Origin of the sequence: Pseudomonas sp. zfem002 (assembly GCF_032621685.1) — a bacterium.
GTDB classification, from domain to species: Bacteria; Pseudomonadota; Gammaproteobacteria; order Pseudomonadales; family Pseudomonadaceae; genus Aquipseudomonas; species Aquipseudomonas japonica.
Genome location: NZ_JAVYJH010000022.1, coordinates 103359 through 123692, shown reverse-complemented (window position 1 = coordinate 123692; position 20334 = coordinate 103359). Strand labels below are relative to the sequence as shown.

Annotated in this window: 18 protein-coding genes; 15 read left to right on the top strand and 3 right to left on the bottom strand. The window is 63.5% G+C overall.

Annotation, left to right across the window (positions count from 1 at the left end; all coding sequences use genetic code 11):
- Positions 1-443: 443 nt before the first annotated feature.
- Together RTI28_RS22940 and RTI28_RS22935 are read right to left on the bottom strand one after the other, a co-directional pair.
- On the bottom strand, positions 444-1664 hold the full coding sequence (locus tag RTI28_RS22940) for a CaiB/BaiF CoA-transferase family protein (protein ID WP_316922570.1): 1221 nt from the start codon (positions 1662-1664) through the stop codon (positions 444-446).
- Positions 1665-1679: 15 nt separating this feature from the next.
- Positions 1680-2861 (bottom strand): acyl-CoA dehydrogenase, encoded by a 1182-nt coding sequence (locus RTI28_RS22935; RefSeq protein ID WP_042127710.1) that lies wholly within the window; start codon positions 2859-2861, stop codon positions 1680-1682.
- A gap of 164 nt (positions 2862-3025) precedes the next feature.
- On the opposite strand from RTI28_RS22935, the gene RTI28_RS22930 reads away from it, so the two are divergent.
- From RTI28_RS22930 to RTI28_RS22885, 10 genes are all read left to right on the top strand, one after another.
- Positions 3026-3952 carry a LysR family transcriptional regulator gene (locus RTI28_RS22930; RefSeq protein WP_316922569.1) on the top strand — a complete coding sequence of 309 codons (927 nt, stop codon included), beginning with the start codon at positions 3026-3028 and terminating at the stop codon, positions 3950-3952.
- A gap of 406 nt (positions 3953-4358) precedes the next feature.
- A complete protein-coding gene (locus RTI28_RS22925; RefSeq protein ID WP_316922568.1) occupies positions 4359-5480 on the top strand; it encodes a Re/Si-specific NAD(P)(+) transhydrogenase subunit alpha in 1122 nt (373 codons plus the stop codon).
- 10 nt (positions 5481-5490) lie between these two features.
- Positions 5491-5808, top strand: a complete 318-nt coding sequence (locus tag RTI28_RS22920) for an NAD(P) transhydrogenase subunit alpha (RefSeq protein WP_042127705.1) — start codon at positions 5491-5493, stop codon at positions 5806-5808.
- 2 nt (positions 5809-5810) lie between these two features.
- A complete protein-coding gene (locus RTI28_RS22915) occupies positions 5811-7247 on the top strand; it encodes an NAD(P)(+) transhydrogenase (Re/Si-specific) subunit beta (protein WP_316922567.1) in 1437 nt (478 codons plus the stop codon).
- A 178-nt stretch (positions 7248-7425) separates the two neighbouring features.
- Positions 7426-8919: an acetyl-CoA hydrolase/transferase family protein gene (locus RTI28_RS22910; protein WP_316922566.1), complete on the top strand. Its 1494-nt coding sequence runs from the start codon at positions 7426-7428 to the stop codon at positions 8917-8919.
- Between the two features lie 386 nt (positions 8920-9305).
- Entirely contained in the window at positions 9306-9521 is a 216-nt protein-coding gene (locus RTI28_RS22905; protein WP_316922565.1) for a DUF1127 domain-containing protein, read from the top strand.
- A 279-nt stretch (positions 9522-9800) separates the two neighbouring features.
- Positions 9801-10118, top strand: a complete 318-nt coding sequence (locus RTI28_RS22900; protein WP_316922564.1) for a DUF2388 domain-containing protein — start codon at positions 9801-9803, stop codon at positions 10116-10118.
- A gap of 119 nt (positions 10119-10237) precedes the next feature.
- Complete coding sequence (locus RTI28_RS22895) at positions 10238-10531, top strand: DUF2388 domain-containing protein (RefSeq protein ID WP_316922563.1); 294 nt, start codon at positions 10238-10240, stop codon at positions 10529-10531.
- Positions 10532-10560: 29 nt separating this feature from the next.
- The gene (locus RTI28_RS22890; protein ID WP_042127693.1) at positions 10561-10881 is read left to right on the top strand and encodes a DUF2388 domain-containing protein; all 321 of its coding nucleotides are present in this window, start codon (positions 10561-10563) and stop codon (positions 10879-10881) included.
- The gene (locus RTI28_RS22885; RefSeq protein ID WP_316922562.1) at positions 10878-12836 is read left to right on the top strand and encodes a DUF4105 domain-containing protein; all 1959 of its coding nucleotides are present in this window, start codon (positions 10878-10880) and stop codon (positions 12834-12836) included. Before RTI28_RS22890 ends, RTI28_RS22885 begins: the two co-directional genes overlap by 4 nt.
- A gap of 2 nt (positions 12837-12838) precedes the next feature.
- Here the strand turns inward: RTI28_RS22885 and RTI28_RS22880 are convergent, their stop codons facing one another.
- Positions 12839-13240: a GFA family protein gene (locus RTI28_RS22880; RefSeq protein WP_316922561.1), complete on the bottom strand. Its 402-nt coding sequence runs from the start codon at positions 13238-13240 to the stop codon at positions 12839-12841.
- 413 nt (positions 13241-13653) lie between these two features.
- Here RTI28_RS22880 and RTI28_RS22875 point away from each other — a divergent pair, with 413 nt between their 5' ends.
- From RTI28_RS22875 to RTI28_RS22855, 5 genes are all read left to right on the top strand, one after another.
- Positions 13654-14964 (top strand): CitMHS family transporter, encoded by a 1311-nt coding sequence (locus RTI28_RS22875; protein ID WP_316922560.1) that lies wholly within the window; start codon positions 13654-13656, stop codon positions 14962-14964.
- Between the two features lie 67 nt (positions 14965-15031).
- Complete coding sequence (locus RTI28_RS22870; RefSeq protein ID WP_316922559.1) at positions 15032-15808, top strand: TerC family protein; 777 nt, start codon at positions 15032-15034, stop codon at positions 15806-15808.
- A 193-nt stretch (positions 15809-16001) separates the two neighbouring features.
- Complete coding sequence (locus tag RTI28_RS22865; RefSeq protein ID WP_316922558.1) at positions 16002-17660, top strand: Na/Pi cotransporter family protein; 1659 nt, start codon at positions 16002-16004, stop codon at positions 17658-17660.
- 37 nt (positions 17661-17697) lie between these two features.
- Positions 17698-19077 (top strand): pitrilysin family protein, encoded by a 1380-nt coding sequence (locus RTI28_RS22860; RefSeq protein WP_316922557.1) that lies wholly within the window; start codon positions 17698-17700, stop codon positions 19075-19077.
- Between the two features lie 233 nt (positions 19078-19310).
- Complete coding sequence (locus RTI28_RS22855) at positions 19311-20330, top strand: DUF5924 family protein (protein WP_316922556.1); 1020 nt, start codon at positions 19311-19313, stop codon at positions 20328-20330.
- Positions 20331-20334: the final 4 nt, after the last annotated feature.

The following is a 20334-nucleotide window of genomic DNA, read 5'->3' as shown; positions in this document are numbered from 1 at the left end:
TCTGACTATCAGTCCATTATCACAAGCACCCACACGAATTGCTTGATTCAGTTGTTAAAGAGCGGTGGCTGAAGTCTTTCGCTTCAACCGAGGCGCGCATTCTACGCTTTCCTCTAAGTCTGTCAAGCGTTTATTTTGAAGTTTTTCAGACTCGTTCAACTTCAAACACTTGACTCGCTGCGATCTCTCGTTAGCGGGAGGCGAATTCTACAGCGTTACAACCTGCTGTCAACTGCCTTTTTCAACCGCCTTCGTCTACGACCGAAGCACTTCCGATACTACCTGAAACATCTAACTCGTTGATTCTCAAGGAGTTTTCCGTTTCGACTGCGCCGGAAGTGGGGCGAATTATAGAGAGATAACACGGGGCGTCAAGCACTAATTTGAAATTGCTTCAAATCAGCGCCGATGCCCCATTTTCCCTCTATATAGGAAGAGCGCTGTCAGAGCACCCCAGCTTCGCGCAGCCGCTGGATATCCCCATCGGCCAGTCCCAGCAAGCCAGCAAGGATCTGCTCGGTATGCTCGCCCAGCAGTGGCGGCGCATTGCGATACTCCACCGGCGTCTCGGACAGGCGAATCGGGCTGGCCACTTGCGGCACGCTCCCGGCCAGCGGATGCGGGATGTCGATCGCCAACCCACGCGCCTTCACCTGGAGATCAGCGAACATCTGCGCCAGATCGTTGATCGGCCCACAGGGCACACCCGCCTGTTCCAGCTGGCTGACCCATTCAGCCGTGGTCTTGAACACCGTGGCCTGGCGAATCAGCGGAATCAGCTCGGCACGGTTGGCCACCCGCAGCTTGTTGGTGGCGAAGCGGGGATCGTCCGCCCACTGTGGCTGACCTGCCACCTCGGCGAACTTGCGGAATTGCCCGTCATTGCCCACGGTCAGGATGAAATCCCCATCCGCGGTAGGAAAGTCCTGATAAGGCACGATGTTCGGATGCGCGTTACCCAGCCGACGTGGCGCAGTACCCGTAGTGAGGTAGTTCATTGCCTGGTTGGCCAGGCAGGCCACCTGTACATCCAGCAGGGCCATGTCGATATGCTGCCCGCCGCCGTTCTGCTCGCGATGGGCGAGGGCGGCCAGGATCGCCACGGTGGAGTACAGCCCGGTGAGAATATCGGTCAGCGCCACGCCGACCTTCACCGGCCCGGCGCCTTCCTCACCCTCGGGACGCCCGGTCAGGCTCATCAGCCCGCCCAGCCCCTGGATCATGAAGTCGTAACCCGCACGCTTGGCATAAGGTCCGGTCTGACCGAACCCGGTAATGGAGCAGTAGATCAGATTCGGATTGATCTGACGGAGGCTTTCGTAGTCGAGCCCATAGGCGGCCAAACCACCGACCTTGAAGTTCTCGATCACCACATCGGACTTCGCCGCCAGCTCGCGCACCAGGCGCTGGCCCTCGGGCTGGGTGAAGTCGATGGTCACCGAACGCTTGTTGCGATTGGCCGACAGATAATAAGCCGCCTCGCTGGTGTTTTCGCCCCTGGCATCCTTGAGGAAGGGCGGCCCCCAGGCGCGAGTGTCGTCCCCGCTGCCTGGTCGCTCGACCTTGATGACCTCCGCGCCCAGATCCGCGAGGATCTGGCCGGACCATGGCCCGGCCAGTACCCGCGACAGATCCAGGACCCGCAAATGAGAAAGCGCGCCCATGGAGTGATTCCTTTATTAGAAGAAAGCCTGGATGCCGGTCTGCGCACGACCGAGGATCAGCGCGTGAACGTCATGGGTACCCTCGTAGGTGTTGACCACTTCGAGGTTGACCAGGTGACGGGCCACGCCGAACTCGTCGGAGATGCCATTACCGCCCAGCATGTCCCGCGCCATGCGCGCGATATCCAGGGCCTTGCCACAGGAGTTGCGCTTCATGATCGAGGTGATCTCCACCGCGGCGGTGCCTTCGTCCTTCATCCGCCCCAGGCGCAGGCAGCCCTGCAGGCCCAGGGTGATTTCTGTCTGCATGTCGGCCAGCTTCTTCTGGATCAGCTGGTTGGCGGCCAGCGGGCGACCGAACTGCTGACGATCCAGGGTGTATTGCCGCGCGGTGTGCCAGCACGCTTCGGCGGCGCCCAGTGCGCCCCAGGAAATGCCGTAACGCGCCGAGTTCAGGCAAGTGAACGGACCTTTCAGGCCCCGCACATCCGGGAAGGCGTTTTCTTCCGGCACGAACACATTGTCCATGACGATCTCGCCAGTGATCGACGCACGCAGGCCGACCTTGCCATGAATCGCCGGAGCACTCAGGCCCTGCCAGCCTTTTTCCAGGACGAAGCCACGGATATCGCCGGCGTCGTCCTTCGCCCAGACCACGAACACGTCAGCGATCGGGCTGTTGGTGATCCACATCTTGCTCCCGCTCAGGCGATAGCCACCGTCGACCTTCTTGGCCCGGGTGATCATCGAGCCCGGATCGGAACCGTGGTTCGGCTCGGTCAGGCCGAAGCAGCCAATCCACTCGCCACTGGCCAGCTTCGGCAGATACTTCTGTTTCTGCGCTTCGCTACCGAATTCGTTGATCGGTACCATCACCAGCGAGGACTGCACGCTCATCATCGAGCGGTAGCCGGAGTCGATACGCTCCACTTCGCGGGCGATCAGGCCGTAGCACACATAGTTCAGGCCGCTGCCGCCGTACTGCTCGGGGATGGTCGCGCCGAGCAGGCCGACTTCACCCATTTCGCGGAAGATCGCAGGATCCGTCTGCTCATGACGAAAGGCTTCCAGTACACGGGGTGCCAGCTTGTCCTGGGCGAACTGGAAAGCGCTGTCACGCACCATGCGCTCTTCTTCAGTGAGCTGCTGATCGAGCAGCAGCGGATCGATCCAGTTGAAGCTTGCTTTGCCGGCCATGAGCGAATCCTCGAATGGGAAATGGGATGGTTTTTGTCGTGCATTGATCCTAGGCCCGAACGGGCAGGGCGACAAACGAGGATTGCGCATAGTGTTGTGCTAATTTCTCACTCCGTAACAACAGCGAAGGCCTTTTCCAAGGCGAATTAGTGAGGTTGACGTATATGCGGCGCAAGATCCCCAGCACCACGGCCCTGGTCTGCTTCGAGGCCGCAGCCCGCCACGAGAGCTTCACCAAGGCCGCGCAGGAACTGTCCCTGACCCAGGGTGCCGTCTGTCGGCAGATCGGCGGACTGGAAGAATTCCTCAACGTCGAATTGTTTCGCCGTTCGCGGCGCGGGGTGAAGCTCACCGAGGCCGGGCTGTCCTACAGCCGGCGGGTGGCCACGCAACTGGACGCGGTGGAGCGCGACACGCTGTCGGTGATGGGCCAGCAAGGTGCCAATGTCATCGAACTGGCGGTGGTGCCGACCTTCGGCACGCAATGGCTGCTGCCGCGCCTGAAGGACTTCCAGCAGCGCCACCCCGAGGTCACGGTCAACCTGACCAACCGCACCCGTCCATTCCTGTTCGCCGACACCCACTTCGACGCCGCCATCTATTTCGGGGATGCCGACTGGTCCGGTACGCAATCCCACAGGCTGATGGGAGAAAGCCCGGTGCCGGTGTGCAGTCCGGCGTTACTGGGCAAGCACAGGGTCCTCACGCCGCAGAGCATTGCCCAGCTCCCGCTGCTGCAGCAGACCACCCGGCCCTATGCCTGGCGACAGTGGTTCGACAGCCTGGAAATGAATGTCGCCCGGGACATGACAGGTCCGCGTTATGAACTATTCTCGATGCTGGCCCAGGCAGCCATGCACGAGATGGGCATTGCGCTGATTCCGCCATTCCTGATCCAGCGCGAACTGGAGGAGGGGCGTCTGGTCGTCGCCAACCCCCATGGCCTGTCCAGCGTCAAGGCGTATTACCTGATGATCCCCGAGCGGAAGGTGGAATCGGCTTCCCTGCGCGCTTTTCGCGATTGGCTGGTCACTGAAGCTCAGCGCTATGCCGCGGCCCACAAGGACGAAAGCGGTTTATTGACCCAGTAGTCAATTATTCTGAACACCTACAGATATAAGCAAATGTCGCTTTTGTGACAACTGTTTCAGTCACCCTGAAAACCGCGTCAAAGCCCTTTGTTTAAAGGGTTTCCCTCGCCTCAAAACGACGTTTTTCGTCGTCTTCACGAAAATTGTCAGAAAATTTTTAATTTTTATCTTAATGTCGCGAAAGCCCGTGTTTAACGGGCTGCAGTCGCATGGGTGCGACATGCAGTCACAGGGTGACTTGTAGTTTGCTTGTAGTTTCCATTCAAGACCCATTGATACGACTAAAGATCGCTTGCAAAATGCGGCGCCCCGTCTGTTTTCGGACGGGATCGTGCTGATCGGCCGCCCAGACGCACCATCCGTAGTGCGCTGGTTCAACAAAAAAAGATCACGCAGGAGAAATGACGTGCACATTGGTGTTCCTCTCGAAACGCAGACGGGCGAAACACGGGTCGCTGCCACTCCCGAAACCATCAAGAAACTGGTGGGACAGGGTCATCAGGTGACTGTTCAGCGCGGAGCCGGCATCAACGCCAGCATCCCGGACAGTGCCTATGAGGCGGTCGGCGCCGTTCTTGGTAGCGCCGCCGATGCGTTTGGCGCACAGCTTGTCCTGAAAGTTGTGGCGCCCAACGACAGCGAACTGGGCCAGATCAAGAGCGGTACCGTGCTCGCGGGCATGCTCAATCCGTTCAACAACGACCTCATCGCCAAGATGGCCGAATGCGGCATTACCGCTTTCGCCCTCGAGGCCGCGCCACGCACCTCCCGGGCCCAGAGCCTGGACGTGCTGTCCTCGCAGGCCAACATTGCCGGTTACAAGGCCGTGTTGCTCGCCGCGCACCACTATCCACGCTTCATGCCGATGCTGATGACAGCCGCAGGTACGGTGAAAGCCGCTCGCGTCCTGATTCTCGGCGCCGGTGTGGCCGGCCTGCAGGCAATCGCCACGGCCAAACGCCTGGGTGCGGTGATCGAGGCTTCGGACGTGCGTCCGGCGGTGAAGGAGCAGATCGAATCCCTCGGGGCCAAGTTCCTCGATGTGCCGTACGAGACCGACGAAGAGCGCGAGTGCGCCGAAGGCGTCGGCGGCTATGCCCGGCCCATGCCGGCGAGCTGGATGCAGCGCCAGGCGCAGGCCGTGCACGAGCGCGCCAAGCAGGCCGATATCGTCATCACCACCGCACTGATCCCGGGCCGCAAGGCACCGACGCTGCTCAGCGCGGAAACCGTGGCGCAGATGAAACCCGGCTCGGTGGTCATCGACCTCGCCGCAGCCCAGGGCGGCAACTGCCCGCTGACCGTGGCCGACCAGGTCGTGGTGGAGAACGGCGTGACCATCGTCGGCCCGACCAACCTGCCGGCCCAGGTCGGCGCCGATGCCTCGGCGCTGTACGCACGCAACCTGCTGGACTTCATGAAGCTGCTGTTCGACAAGGACGGCACCCTGACCATCAACCTCGAAGACGACATCGTCGCCGCGTGCCTGATGTGCCGCGACGGCCAGGTCATCCGCAAGAACGGATAAGGAGCCCGCTATGGAAGACATGCTGATTTCCCACGGCGTCTACAACCTGATCATCTTCGTACTGGCGATCTACGTCGGTTATCACGTGGTCTGGAACGTCACACCTGCACTGCACACCCCCCTGATGGCAGTCACCAACGCCATTTCCGCCATCGTCATCGTCGGTGCCATGCTCGCCGCGGCCCTGACCGTGACCCCGCTGGGCAAGATCATGGGCACCCTGGCCGTCGCTCTGGCGGCGGTGAACGTGTTCGGTGGATTCCTCGTCACCCGGCGCATGCTGGAGATGTTCAAGAAGAAGGCCGCGAAGGCAGAGGGGCAGAAGTAAACATGAGCATGAACCTGGTAACTCTTCTCTACCTGGTCGCTTCGGTGTGTTTCATCCAGGCCCTCAAAGGCCTGTCGCACCCGACCACGTCCCGCCGCGGCAACCTGTTCGGCATGCTCGGCATGGCCCTGGCGGTGTTCACCACCGTCGGCCTGATCTACAAGCTCGGCGCCGAGCTGGCTACTGACGGCATCGCCTACGTGCTCGTCGGCCTGCTGATCGGCGGCAGTGCCGGCGCGATCATGGCCAAGCGCGTGGAAATGACCAAGATGCCGGAGCTGGTGGCGTTCATGCACAGCATGATCGGCCTGGCCGCGGTCTTCATCGCCATCGCGGCGGTGGTCGAGCCACAGTCCCTGGGCATCGTCAGCGCCATCAGCGACCCGATCCCGGCCGGCAACCGCCTGGAACTGTTCCTCGGCGCGGCCATCGGTGCGATCACCTTCTCCGGTTCGGTGATCGCCTTCGGCAAGCTGTCGGGCAAGTACAAGTTCCGCCTGTTCCAGGGCGCACCGGTGCAGTTCGCCGGCCAGCACAAGCTCAACCTGGTGCTGGGCCTGGCCACCATCGGCCTCGGCCTGGTGTTCACCTTCACCGGCGACTACACCGCCTTCGCCGTGATGCTGGCCCTGGCCTTCATCATGGGCGTGCTGATCATCATCCCGATCGGCGGCGCCGACATGCCGGTGGTGGTGTCGATGCTCAACAGCTACTCGGGCTGGGCGGCGGCCGGTATCGGCTTCTCGCTGAACAACTCGATGCTGATCATCGCCGGCTCCCTGGTCGGTTCGTCCGGTGCCATCCTCTCGTACATCATGTGCAAGGCGATGAACCGTTCGTTCTTCAACGTGATCCTCGGTGGTTTCGGTGGCGATGCCGATGCCGGCGCGGCCAGCGGTTCGAAGGAGCAGCGCCCGGTGAAGTCCGGCTCCGCCGACGACGCCACCTTCCTCCTGAGCAACGCCGACAGCGTGATCATCGTGCCTGGCTACGGCCTGGCGGTGGCTCGTGCGCAGCACGCGCTGAAGGAGCTGACCGAGAAGCTGACCCACGCCGGCGTGACCGTGAAGTACGCGATCCACCCGGTGGCAGGGCGCATGCCTGGACACATGAACGTTCTTCTGGCCGAGGCCGAAGTGCCGTATGACCAGGTGTTCGAGATGGAGGACATCAACTCCGAGTTCGGCCAGGCCGACGTGGTCCTGGTGCTTGGCGCCAACGACGTGGTCAACCCGGCGGCGAAGAACGATCCGAAATCGCCGATCGCCGGCATGCCGATCCTCGAAGCCTTCAAGGCCAAGACGATCATCGTCAACAAGCGCTCGATGGCCAGCGGCTATGCCGGCCTGGACAACGAACTGTTCTACCTCGACAAGACCATGATGGTCTTCGGCGATGCCAAGAAGGTCATCGAGGACATGGTCAAAGCAGTGGAATAAGCCACTTTCGCGACTGTGACAAAAAGCCCCGGTTCGGCAACGACCGGGGCTTTTTCGTCCCCGTAGTACCGACGGAAGGCTCTATTTCAGGGGCTGAACTACGACCTTGGTCGCGGGACGAGTTTTCGGGAAAGCAATAGACTGCGCACCTAGCTTCAGTAGCCCGAGATAACAATCCATGTACCGTGATCGTATTCGCTTGTCCTCGCTGCACAATAAAGTCATGAGCGCGGCCGATGCCGCCGGCCTGATCCAGGATGGCATGACCGTTGGCATGAGCGGCTTCACCCGCGCCGGTGAAGCCAAGGCCGTTCCCCACGCGCTGGCCGAGCGGGCCAAGCAGTCGCCGCTGCAGATCAGCCTGATGACCGGCGCCAGCCTGGGCAACGACCTGGACAAGGAACTCACCGAGGCCGGCGTGCTGGCACGGCGCATGCCGTTCCAGGTGGACAGCACCCTGCGCAAGGCCATCAACGACGGCAAGGTGATGTTCATCGACCAGCACCTGTCGGAAACCGTCGAGCAACTGCGCAACCAGCAGCTCAAGCTGCCGGACATCGCGGTGATCGAGGCGGTGGCGATCACTGAACAGGGCCATATCGTGCCGACCACCTCGGTAGGCAACTCGGCGAGCTTCGCGATCTTCGCCAAGCAGGTGATCATCGAGATCAACATGGCGCACAACGCCAACCTCGAGGGCCTGCACGACATCTATATCCCGACCTACCGTCCGACCCGCACGCCGATCCCGCTGGTGAAGGTCGACGACCGCATCGGCAGCACTGCGATCCCGATCGACCCGGCGAAGATCGTCGCCATCGTCATCACCGAGCAACCGGACTCGCCATCCACCGTGCTGCCGCCGGACGACGAAACCCAGGGTATCGCCAACCACCTGATCAACTTCTTCAAGGAAGAAGTGGCGGCGGGGCGCATGACCAACAAGCTCGGCCCGCTGCAGGCCGGTATCGGCAGCATCGCCAACGCGGTGATGTGCGGCCTGATCGAATCGCCGTTCGAAGACCTGACCATGTACTCGGAAGTCCTCCAGGACTCGACCTTCGACCTGATCGACGCCGGCAAGCTGGGCTTCGCCTCGGGCAGCTCGATCACCCTGTCGAGCCGGCGCAACGCCGACGTGTTCGGCAATCTGGAGCGCTACAAGGACAAGCTGGTGCTGCGCCCGCAGGAAATCTCCAACCACCCCGAAGTGGTCCGGCGCCTGGGCATCATCGGCATCAACACCGCGCTGGAGTTCGACCTGTACGGCAACGTCAACTCCACCCACGTCTGCGGGACGCGGATGATGAACGGCATCGGCGGCTCCGGCGACTTCGCCCGCAACGCGCACCTGGCCATCTTCGTCACCAAGTCGATCGCCAAGGGCGGCGCGATTTCCAGCGTGGTGCCGATGGTCAGCCATGTCGACCACACCGAGCATGACGTCGACATCCTGGTCACCGAACAGGGCCTGGCCGACCTGCGTGGCCTGGCACCACGGGAACGGGCACGGGCAATCATCGACAACTGCGTGCACCCGGACTACCGCGAGGCGTTGAACGACTACTTCAACCGCGCCTGCGAGCGTGGCGGGCATACCCCGCATATCCTGCGCGAAGCACTGGCGTGGCATGAAAACCTGGAAGAGACCGGGCGGATGCTGGCGGGCTGATCCGTTCCCGGGCCGCCTGCTTCGCGAGCAAGCTCGCTCCTACAGGGGTAGGAGCGAGCTTGCCGGAGCGCCGAACCGTCGCGAACGTGCAGCCGCAACCCCCTCACCAAAACAGTTCGCGATCGGCAATCGACAAAAACTGTTCTACTGTACCGGTCAAAACCACCCGTTTTTCCTCTCTCAATCCCCTCTCGCACCAAAAAACGCACTATATTGGCGCAGACCAGTACAGTTGCGTTCATTTCAGGTGCAACAGCACCCTAAAACAGTTAACTGGACCATCACAATGCTGGTGAACTGTATCTACTGTTATGGACGACGGAGGAGGATCATTGGCATCAGTTAAATCACTCCTCAATGCCGCCATAAGCGGAAGGACGCACATCATGGAACGTACCCTCAGTTCCGGTCTGGTTTTCGAAAGCAACGTTCAACAATCCAAAGCTGCCCTGCCACTGCGCCTTCTGGCCAACCTGGTCCTCTGGCAGCGCCGCATCTCCAGCCGCCACCAACTGGCTCGCCTGGATGCCCGCCTGCTGGCCGACGCCGGTATCAGCGAAGCACAACGCTACGAAGAGCTGAGCAAGCCTTTCTGGCGCTGATGCAAGGCCCGCCGGCCACGGCCGGCACCGAATTCCGAAAAACCCGTCGCAGGTGACTGCTGACGGGTTTTTTCGTTCTGCAAGGCGCGTAATAGAGCCTTCGCAGTCGTGACATGTACAGTTTTATATACTCAAAAACAGACCATAACAGTTGTCAGTAACGCCGTTTCGCTTGCGCCGTGATACGCTTGTTTCAAACGGCTTGCTTCGTCATGTACCACAGCAAAACAAGCAAACGTCTGATATCTGAGTGCATAAGTACTACCCAGGAGATTCATCATGTTCCGTACCCGACTGCTTGGCGCCGCGTTGATGCTGGCTCTGGCTTCGACCGCCCAGGCCACCAGTTTCGTGGTGACCACTGACGCCGTCGTCGGCGCCGTGGCGGCGTCCACCGATGCCACCTCCGACATCACCTCCTCGTTCCGCGATGACAAGATCGTCCGCGCTGCCCGTGACGACGCCGCCAGCTTCGTGGCCAGCAATGGCGACATCCGCGGCGTGAAGCTGGAAAGCGCCTTCGCCCACATCCGCCAGCAATTGCCGACCCTGCAGGCGAGCGACGCACAACTGGCCCAGGCCATCCTCGCCATCTGAAGCGTCACGGGGATTCGTCCCCCGGCAACAAGGTGCAAAACAGCCGGGCCAGCCGTTCTGGCCCGGGCTGATGCGTTGGGATAGCCTTGGTCGCCTTGTTTGCAAGGCAACTGTTCCCCATGCTGCGTTATCTGCTTCTGCTGTCTGCATTGCTCGGGCCCGGAACGGCCCTGGCGTTCGATACGACCACCGCCACCACTGTCATCAGCGGCTACGCCACCAGCCAGGTGAGCAGCGCGCCCTTCGATCGCAAGTGGGTGCGGATCGCCCGGGACGACGCGGCGCTCTTCATCGCCAGCGACGGTCGGGTGCGCGGCGCGCGACTGGAAGCGGTCATTCGGCGGCTACGCCAGGAAAACCCCGAACTTCATGGCGGTGACCTTGAACTGGCGCAGGCGATTCTCGTCCAATGAACACACTGTTTTTTCCCCGGAGAAGTTCCATGCGTAACCCGCTGATCGCCGCGACCCTCGGCTTCCTCCTGCTGGCCGACGTGGCCCAGGCGCACACCCTGGTGGCTACCAGCAACATCATCGTCCGCGCCTTCGGCCGCTCGATCGATTTCACGTCCGACACCACCACCTCGATCCGCGATTCGAAAGTCGTCCGCGAGGCCCGTGACGATGCCGCCAGCTTCGTCGCCAGCAACGGCGACATCCGTGGCGCGCAACTGGAAGCCGCATTCGACACCCTGCGCCAGCGCGTGCCCGAAGCACGTCAGGCCAGTGACCAGGTCCTGGCCGAAGCCATCCTCGCGCTGTGAAGCCCTTGCGTGCCTGGCTGCTGGGCGGCGTGCTCGCGCTGCTCGGCCTGCCCGCCATGGCCGACTTGCAACTGCGCTTGCAGGACGATGGCCTGAGCACGGCGCAACGGCAGGCCAGCCAGGCACTGCTCGATGAAGCCCTGCAAAAGCTCCCGCCCGGTTTCAAGGCCCGGCTCGAGCGCACCGTCGTGGTCAGCTGGAGCGCCAGCATGCCGGAGGACGCCTACGGCCAGGCCTCGCTGGTCGCGACCCTGCAACTCAACCGCCGCCTGCTGCCGGGCCTGACCGACGGCAGCGCCGCGACCGAGCAGACCGGCCGGCCGCACGGCACGGTGCGCGAGGAGCTGCTGGCCACCGTCCTCCATGAGCTCACCCATATCTATGACCGCGCCCGCCTGTGGCCGGCGGACCAGCGCCGCCTGATCGTCCAGTGCCGGCGCCAGGCGCAGAGCCAGGGCGCGGTCGGCCTGCGCGACGAATGCCGCGGCCAGCCGGAGCGGCGCTTCACCCTCAGCGACGACCCGCGTTTCCTCGATATCGCCGGCTGGCCGCAGTACGTCGGCCGTCGTGGCGAGCGCGAGCAGGCCAATCATCAGGATGTACGGACCCCGGACAGCTACGAGCTGAGCAGCCCGAAGGAGTTCGTCGCGGTCAACATGGAGTACTTTCTGCTCGACCCGACCTACGCCTGCCGCCGCCCGGCGCTGCATGCCTACCTGAGCGAGCATTTCGCCTGGAGTCCGGCGCATCCCCCGTGCGAGACGGCCTTGCCGTACCTGAACGCAGGCAATGATTTCGCCCGGCAACCGCTGGGCCAGATCGACCCGGAGCGGGTGTATTCGGTGGATTACCTGCTGGCCGAGGCCAACCAGAACTGGGTCAGCCGCTGGGGCCACAGCATGCTGCGCCTGGTGATCTGCGCGCCCGGCCGGCCGCGGGGCCCGGACTGCCGGCTCGACCTCGACCAGCACCTGGTGCTGTCGTACCGCGCGTTCGTCAACGACGTGCAACTGTCCAGCTGGGACGGCCTGGTCGGTGCCTATCCGTCGCGCCTGTTCGTGCTGCCCCTGGGCCAGGTCATCGACGAATACACCAAGACCGAACTGCGCAGCCTGTCCTCAGTGCCGCTGAAACTGTCGCGCGAGGAGTTGGAGAACCTGGTGCGCCAGGCCCTGGAAATGCACTGGAGCTATGACGGCAACTATTACTTCCTGTCCAACAACTGTGCGGTGGAAACCCTCAAGCTGCTGCGCAGCGGCACTGCCAACCCGCGCCTGACCAGTCTCGACAACATCATGCCCAACGGCTTGCTGGAAGTGCTCAAGGGCCGCGGCCTGGCCGACACCAGCGTGCTGGACGACCCGCGCGAGGCGCTGCGCCTGGGCTATCGCTTCGATTCGTATCGCGATCGTTTCGAGGCCATGTTCCAGGTCCTCAAACAGCAGCTGCCGGTGCCCCAGGTCAGCGTCGAGGCCTGGCTGGAGCAGCGCGCCGAACGGCGCCGGACCTGGTTCGAACGCGCCGACCTGCGCACCAGCGCGGCCATGCTGCTGCTGGAGCAGGCGGCGCTGCGCCGGCAATTGCTGCTGGCCCAGGACGAGGTCAAGCAGCGCTACCTTGGCGGCCGCTCGCGCAACGACGGCAGCGTCGACAAGGCCAACAAGACCCTGCAGCAGATCCTCGCCAACAGTGGTTTCCTCAGCCGACCCGCGGAATTGCTGGGGCAGGGTGGCTACGGTTTGCCCCAGACCGAGGAGCGGCGCGAACTGGAGGAAAGCAGCAGCGAGCGCCAGGCCCAGCTGCAGCGCCTGAGCACCGACCTCGACAAGGAAGCCCGCGCCCTGCTGGACCCGGCGCGCGACGCGGAGATCCGCGCGGTGGAGGCCAATACCAAACTGATCGGCGACCACCTGCGCGCCCTGCACAAGGCGGCGGGCGGGCTGGAGCTGCCCTGACCTCAGAGCGTCTCGTGGGCCTCGCCGGGCAGGTGTTCGTCCAGATGCAGCCAGGGCAGGCGGCTTTCGGTCCAGATGTGGCGGTCGGGGCGGACGGCGCTCGGGTCATCCAGGGTGGCGATGGTGATGTCGATGGTTTCCGGGCTCAGGTCGGTGGTCAACGCCAGGTGCGCGCCACAGCGGCTGCAGAAGTAGCGCACGCAACTGGCGGACGAGTCGTAGCGCTTTGGCGTACCGCTCAGCCACTGGAAAGCGGCGCAGGACAGCGTGGCCCAGGTGACCAGCAGGCCGCCGGAGACCTTGCGGCAGATCGAGCAGTGGCAGTGGGCAACGTCGGTCAGCGGCCCCTCGACCCGGTAGCGCAGGGCGCCGCAGTGGCAGCCGCCTTCTTGGGATTGGTTCATTTTCAGGTTCTCCTTGAGTTTGGGGGCCGCTTTACGACCTTTTCGCGGGCAAGCCACGCTCCTACCGGGAAAGCGCGCACGCCGTGATCCGCAAATATGCCGTAGGAGCGTGGCTTTGCCCGCGAAAGGACCGCAGCGCGATCCCGAAAACACCACTGGTCAGCTTTCAGTCCTCGAAAGCTGGCTGAAAGCTTAGCCCCTTAGCATCGCCTCACCACCGGCATAGCGACCGGCGTGCCAGGGCATCCTGACTTCAATGGAGCCCGGCCTGATCAACAAAAACAATGGTGATTCCGATGTCCTTCCGTACCTTCTCGCGCCTGCAGTTTCCCTCGCTACTCCAGACCCGGCGCCCCCTGCGCTGATCCGTCCGTCACGTCCCCATCCCGACGCACCACGCCTGGAGTACTCCCATGCTGACCTTCCTCGGCTTCGCCATGGTCATCACCTTCATGTACCTGATCATGACCAAGCGCCTGTCGGCCTTGATCGCGCTGATCCTGGTACCGATCCTGTTCGCCCTGTTCGGCGGCTTCTCCGCCAAGATCGGCCCGATGATGCTGGAGGGCATCAGCAAGCTCGCGCCCACCGGCGTCATGCTGATGTTCGCCATCCTGTATTTCGCCCTGATGATCGACTCCGGCCTGTTCGACCCGGCCGTGCGCAAGATCCTCAAGCTGGTCAAGGGTGACCCGCTGAAAGTCTCGGTCGGCACCGCGGTGCTGGCCCTGGTCGTGTCCCTCGACGGTGACGGCGCCACCACCTACATGATCTGCTGCGCGGCCATGCTGCCGCTGTACAGCCGCCTGGGCATGAGCCCGCGGATCATGGCCGGCCTGATCATCCTCGCCGGCGGGGTGATGAACATGACCCCCTGGGGCGGCCCGACCGCTCGCGCCGCCAGCGCCCTGCACGTCGATCCGTCGGACATCTTCGTACCGATGATCCCGGCCATGCTCGCCGGCGTCGTGGCCATCCTGGTCATCGCCTATATGTACGGCAAGCGTGAACGCGCCCGTCTCGGCGAGCTGCACCTGCCGGGCGACGAGGTCGACCACAGCGAAATCACCGTGTCGCAGTACCCGGATGCCCGTCGTCCGAAACTGCTGTGGTTCAACGGTGCCCTGACCGCCGCCCTGATGGTCGCGCTGATCGCCGGCCTGCTGCCGCTGCCGGTACTGTTCATGATCGCCTTCAGTATCGCGATGATCGTCAACTATCCGTGCCTGCAGCAGCAGAAGGACCGCGTCGCCGCCCACGCCGGCAGCGTGCTGGCGGTGACCGGGCTGATCTTCGCCGCCGGTATCTTCACCGGCATCCTCTCCGGCACCGGCATGGTCGAAGCCATGTCGAAAAGCCTGCTGGCGGTGATTCCGGAGGCCCTGGGCCCGTACCTGGCGGTGATCACGGCGATCGTGAGCATGCCGTTCACCTTCTTCATGTCCAACGACGCCTTCTACTACGGCGTTCTGCCGGTACTTTCCGAAGCGGCCAGCCACTACGGCATCTCGCCGGTGGAAATGGCCCGCGCCTCGATCGTCGGCCAGCCGGTGCACCTGCTCAGCCCGTTGGTACCCTCGACCTATCTGCTGGTCGCCCTGGCCGGTATCGAGTTCGGCGACCACCAGCGCTTCACCTTGAAGTGGGCGGTGCTAGTCTGCCTGTGCATAATGTTCGCCGCGCTGCTCATGGGCATTTTCCCGCTGTTCAGCAGCCTCCAGTAAACGAACCACCTCAACCCGTTCGCGCGCCTGATCCGGCGCGCGACGCCTTACGCTCGAAGGAACAAACATGGAATGGCTGACCAGCCCGGAAATCTGGGTTGCCTTTTTCACTCTGACCGCACTCGAAATCGTGCTCGGGATCGACAACATCATCATGATCTCGATCCTGGTCAGCCGCATGCCCAAGCACATGCAGCAACGCACGCGGATCTTCGGCCTGGCCCTGGCCATGGTCACGCGGATCATGCTGCTGCTCTCGATCACCTGGGTCATGCGCCTGACCGATGACCTGTTCCACGTGTTCGGCCAGGGCATTTCCGGGCGCGACCTGATCCTGTTCTTCGGCGGCCTGTTCCTGCTGTGGAAAAGCTCCCAGGAGATCTACCACGGCCTCGAGGGCGAGGACGAAACCCAGGACGAGCCAAGCGCCGGCAAGGGCGGCAAGTTCTTCTACACCATTATCCAGATCGCCATCATCGACATCGTGTTCTCCCTGGACTCGGTGATCACCGCGGTGGGCATGGTGTCCCACGTCCCGGTGATGATCGCCGCGATCATCGTCGCCGTGCTGGTGATGATGCTCTGCGCCAAGGCCATCAGCGACTTCATCGAGAAACACCCGTCGCTGAAGATGCTCGCCCTGTCGTTCCTCATCGTGGTCGGTACGGTGCTGATCGCCGAGGCCTTCGAAGTCCACGTGCCGAAGGGCTACGTCTACTTCGCCATGGCCTTCTCGCTGGCCGTGGAAGCGATCAACATCCGCATGCGCACCGCCATGGCGAAGAAGCGCGACCAGCAACCGAGCGAGCCGGTGAAACTTCGCAAGGACATCCCGGGTCAGTAATACTGGCCAGTCACTGAATCAAGGCCCCTTCCGGGGCCTTTTTTCATTGTGGATCAGTGACAAACGCGCTGGCGCCATGGCGTGTGCCGGACTAAAGCTTAAAGGGAGCACTGGAAACAATCGCCGTCTCCACGGCCAGGCTCCGAGCGTCATTCATTCGCCCCGCTGGGGCACGGAAAACAGGGGGCCCAGCATGCTGACCCTGCTCAATCTATTGTCAGCCGTCGCCCTGCTGATCTGGGGCACACACATCGTCCGTACCGGCATCCTGCGGGTCTACGGTTCCAACCTGCGCCGCGTCATCGGCCAGAACATGGCGCGAAGGCCACTGGCGTTCATCGCCGGGATCCTGGTCACGGCCATGGTGCAGAGCAGCAACGCCACGGCGATGCTGGTCACCTCGTTCGTCGGCCAGGGGCTGATGGCCCTGACCCCGGCCCTGGCGATCATGCTCGGCGCCGACGTCGGTACCGCGCTGATGGCGCGGGTGCTGACCCTCGACCTGTCATGGCTGTCGCCGCTGCTGATCTTCCTCGGCGTGATCTTCTTCCTCTCGCGCAAGCAGACCCGCGCCGGCCAGCTCGGGCGGGTGGGCATCGGCCTGGGCCTGATCATCCTCGCCCTGCAGCTGATCGTCGAAGCGGCCACGCCGATCACCACGGCGCAGGGGGTCAAGGTCCTGTTCGCCTCGCTGACCGGCGATATCCTGCTCGACGCCCTGATCGGCGCCCTGTTCGCGATGATTTCCTACTCCAGCCTGGCCGCGGTGCTGCTCACCGCGACCCTGGCCGGGGCCGGGGTGATCGGCCTGCCGGTGGCGATCGGCCTGGTGATCGGCGCCAATATCGGCAGCGGCCTGCTGGCCTTCATCGGCACCAGCATGCGCAACAGCGCCGGACGCCAGGTGGCGTTGGGCAGCCTGCTGTACAAGTTGATCGGCCTGCTGGTGACCATTCCGCTGCTGCATCCGCTGGTCGAGTGGATGGACAGCCTGAACTTCCGTCCCGCGGAGCTGGTGATCGGCTTCCACCTGCTCTACAACAGCCTGCGTTGCCTGACCCTGCTGCCCACCGTCGGCCTGATGTCGCGGGCCTGCGCCTGGCTGCTGCCGGAGCGCCCGGAAACCAATGGCCACACCACCCCGCGCCACCTCGACGCAGCGGCCCTCGCCACCCCCAGCCTGGCCCTGGCCAACGCGGTGCGCGAGACCCTGCGCCTGGGTGATCTGGTGGACAGCATGCTGGAGTCGATGAACGGCGTGCTGCGTGGCACCCACACGGCGGTCTCCCAGGAGGTGCGTATCCTCGGCGACGATGTCGAGGCGCTGTACAACGCGATCAAGCTGTACCTGGCGCAGATGCCCCGCGAGGACCTCAGCGAGCAGGACAGCCAGCGCTGGGCCGAAATCATCGAACTGGCGCTGAACCTGAAGATGGCCAGCGACCTGATCGAACGCATGCTGCGCAAGATCCAGCAGCAGAAGACCTCGCAGCGCCGCGAGTTCTCCCAGGTCGGCCTGGAGGAACTGACCGGCCTGCAGAGCCAGTTGCTGGCCAACCTGCGCCTGGGGCTGTCGGTGTTTCTCAGCGCCGACCCGGAAAGCGCGCGCCAGCTGTTGCGGGAAAAACGCCGTTTCCGTGCCCAGGAACGGCGCCTGGCCCATGCCCACGTCAGCCGCCTGCAGCGCAAGGTGGTACAAAGCATCGAGACCAGCGCCCTGCACCTGGAGCTGATCGCCGACATGAGAAGATTGAATTCATTGTTCTGCGGCAGTGCCTATGTGGTACTCGGTGGTCATGACACGGGCGCGCTGCTCATCGACAGCGTGCCGGACGAAATCCATTCACCGTGACCCCGTGCCACCTCGAACCGATTCAAGGAAGTCGTTCATGCGTTGCCTGATATTCGTCTGCCTGTTGCTGGGCTGTGCCCCCGGCTTTGCCCTCGATCGCAACCAGGTCGAGGGCTACCTGCTGCCCAACGGCCTGCAGGTGCTGCTCAAACCCGGCTACGAGCGCGACCATGTGTCGATCCGCCTGGTGGTGGGCATCGGCTTCGATGACTTCCCCTGCGCGCAGAAGGAACTGCCGCACCTGCTCGAACACCTGCTGTTCAGCGGCATCGACGACGACGGCGAGGGTGGCCTGGAGAAACGCATGCAGGCGCTCGGCGGCGAATGGAACGCCTACACCAGCAGCGCCGACACCACCTTCGTCATCGAGGCCCCTGCGCGCAACCAGCGCAAGGTCCTCGACCTGCTGCTGGCGATCATTCAGCAGACGCGCATCGACGACGATGCCCTGGCCCTGTCGAAACGCATCGTCGAGCGCGAGGACGGTGGGCATTACACGCACCTGCAACGCTGGCTCGACCGCCAGGACCTCGGCCAGCGCTCCAGCGATCAACTGGCGGTGGAACTGGGGCTGAAATGCGCCGAACGCTCCGATGTCGAGGACATGACCGTGGAGCAGGTGGAGGAGGTGCGCAAGCGCTGGTATGCGTCGAACAACATGACCCTGATCGTCGTCGGCGGGCTCGACCGGGTACTGCCGGCCTATCTGGAGCGCAGCTATGGCGAGCTGGAACCGGTGGAACCGGTCGAGCGCCGGACACTGGCGGGGGTCACCCGCCAGGCCGAAGCCGAGCGCACCCTGATCCACGGCGTGCTGGGCAACAGCACGCGCTTGAGCTGGCTGTTCCTGGAGCCGGTGCTGGACAGCGAGCACGACGAAACCCTGGAGCTGCTGCAGCGCTATCTGGACTGGGCGCTGTACGACGAGCTGCGGCTCAGGCATGGGCTGTCCTATGGGCCCTGGAGCCAGCGCGAGACCTTTGGCGACAGCGGCTTGCTCAGCCTCAATGCCGATCTGGAGCGAGACCAGGTGGCCCAGGCCGAAGCCGTGGTCCGGGACCTGCTCGAACGCCTGCGCGAGGACGGACTGGATCCGCGCACCTTCGAGCGGGTCAAGGCCGCGGCCATCGCCCGCGAGGCCTGGACCACCCAGGGCAACAGTGCCCTGGCGGATTACTACTGGGGGGCGCTGAACGGCTATGCCGACGGGCGTTTCGTCGATCCGGCGCAGCGCATGCGCGGGGTGAGCCTGGACGAGGCCAACCAGGCCATGCGCCTGCTGTTCAAGGCGCCCGGGTGGGTGAGGGTGGAGAAACCGTTGCTGGGGTATGACGAGCTGTTCTGGGCGGGGGTGCTGGGGGTGTTGCTGGTGGTGGTCGGTGGGGGGATCTGGTATCGGCGCAGGTCAACAATATAGGGTGTGGTGGTTTCGGGCCTGCCTTGCAGGCCTTCGCGGGCAAGCCACGCTCCTACGGAATGATGCGTGCCCCAGTAGGAACGCGGCGTGCCCGCAGGAACGCGGCTTGCCCCCGTAGGAGCGTGGCTTGCCCGCGAAGGACCGCGTAGCGGTCCCCAACGGGACACACGTTCGAGGATCAAAAACCCGGTATCCTTGTAACCATATTTTTCAGCCCTTCACGTACTCCGCAAATGCCCATCTACATCCAGCGCATCATCGAACTGATCCAGCGCTACCCCGGGGTCATCGCGCTCGGTGGCTTCATCTCCGGTATCGGCAGTTTCATCCTCGTCGACCGCCAGGAAAGCCTGGCCAGCTGGGTGGCCATCCTGATGCTGGTGAGCTGGGTCTGGCTGATGCTGGAAAACACCTTCACCGAACTGTTCAGCCGCACCTTCAAGCGCGAGATCCCGCAGCCCCTGCTGCGCTACGCGACGCAGATGATCCACCAGGAAAGCCTGTTCTTCACCCTGCCGTTCTTCTTCGTCACCACCACCTGGAACAGCGGCCAGCTGATCTTCACCGGACTGCTCGGTGCCGCCGGCCTGGTGTCGATCACCGACCCGCTGTACTACAAGTGGCTGGCACCACGGCGCTGGCTGTTCATGGCCCTGCACACCCTGACCCTGTTCGCGGCGCTGCTCACCGCGCTGCCGATCATCCTCCACCTGACCACCGCGCAAAGCTTCAAGCTGGCCCTCGGCACGGCCATGCTGCTGTCCTTCCCCAGCCTGGTCAGCAGCTTCCCGATCCGGCACTGGCGCCGCGGCGTGGCCCTGGTCCTGGTGACCCTGGCGGTCGGCGGCGCCGGTTGGCTGCTGCGCTCCTGGGTGCCGCCGGCGACCCTGTGGATGACCGAGGTGGCGATCAGCACCGAGGTGCAGAACCGCACGCCCGGCGAAAGCCTCAAGCAAGTCGCCGCCAGCCAGATCCGCGGCGCCGGGCTCTACGCCTACACCGCGATCAAGGCCCCGCGCGGGCTGAACGAGCGGATCTACCATGTCTGGCAATTCAACGGCAAAGAGGTCGACCGCATCGCCCTGGACATCAACGGCGGGCGCAAGGAGGGCTATCGCGCCTGGACCCACAAGCAGGTGTTCCCGGCCAACCCGGTGGGGCGCTGGCAGGTGCGGGTGCTGACCGAGGACGGCCAGGTCATCGGTGTCCTGCGCTTCACTGTCATAGACGACGGTCAAGCACCTGCCACGTAGTGGC

Excerpts from the sequence above, each read along its gene's own strand:
- RTI28_RS22860 (WP_316922557.1), top strand. The coding sequence starts at position 17,698 with ATGCGTTGCCTGATATTCGTCTGCCTGTTGCTGGGCTGTGCCCCCGGC.
- RTI28_RS22915 (WP_316922567.1), top strand. The coding sequence starts at position 5,811 with ATGAGCATGAACCTGGTAACTCTTCTCTACCTGGTCGCTTCGGTGTGT.
- RTI28_RS22905 (WP_316922565.1), top strand. The coding sequence starts at position 9,306 with ATGGAACGTACCCTCAGTTCCGGTCTGGTTTTCGAAAGCAACGTTCAA.
- RTI28_RS22855 (WP_316922556.1), top strand. The coding sequence starts at position 19,311 with ATGCCCATCTACATCCAGCGCATCATCGAACTGATCCAGCGCTACCCC.
- RTI28_RS22880 (WP_316922561.1), bottom strand. The coding sequence starts at position 13,240 with ATGAACCAATCCCAAGAAGGCGGCTGCCACTGCGGCGCCCTGCGCTAC.
- RTI28_RS22910 (WP_316922566.1), top strand. The coding sequence starts at position 7,426 with ATGTACCGTGATCGTATTCGCTTGTCCTCGCTGCACAATAAAGTCATG.
- RTI28_RS22920 (WP_042127705.1), top strand. The coding sequence starts at position 5,491 with ATGGAAGACATGCTGATTTCCCACGGCGTCTACAACCTGATCATCTTC.
- RTI28_RS22875 (WP_316922560.1), top strand. The coding sequence starts at position 13,654 with ATGCTGACCTTCCTCGGCTTCGCCATGGTCATCACCTTCATGTACCTG.
- RTI28_RS22870 (WP_316922559.1), top strand. The coding sequence starts at position 15,032 with ATGGAATGGCTGACCAGCCCGGAAATCTGGGTTGCCTTTTTCACTCTG.
- RTI28_RS22940 (WP_316922570.1), bottom strand. The coding sequence starts at position 1,664 with ATGGGCGCGCTTTCTCATTTGCGGGTCCTGGATCTGTCGCGGGTACTG.
- RTI28_RS22895 (WP_316922563.1), top strand. The coding sequence starts at position 10,238 with ATGCTGCGTTATCTGCTTCTGCTGTCTGCATTGCTCGGGCCCGGAACG.
- RTI28_RS22900 (WP_316922564.1), top strand. The coding sequence starts at position 9,801 with ATGTTCCGTACCCGACTGCTTGGCGCCGCGTTGATGCTGGCTCTGGCT.
- RTI28_RS22935 (WP_042127710.1), bottom strand. The coding sequence starts at position 2,861 with ATGGCCGGCAAAGCAAGCTTCAACTGGATCGATCCGCTGCTGCTCGAT.
- RTI28_RS22930 (WP_316922569.1), top strand. The coding sequence starts at position 3,026 with ATGCGGCGCAAGATCCCCAGCACCACGGCCCTGGTCTGCTTCGAGGCC.
- RTI28_RS22890 (WP_042127693.1), top strand. The coding sequence starts at position 10,561 with ATGCGTAACCCGCTGATCGCCGCGACCCTCGGCTTCCTCCTGCTGGCC.
- RTI28_RS22865 (WP_316922558.1), top strand. The coding sequence starts at position 16,002 with ATGCTGACCCTGCTCAATCTATTGTCAGCCGTCGCCCTGCTGATCTGG.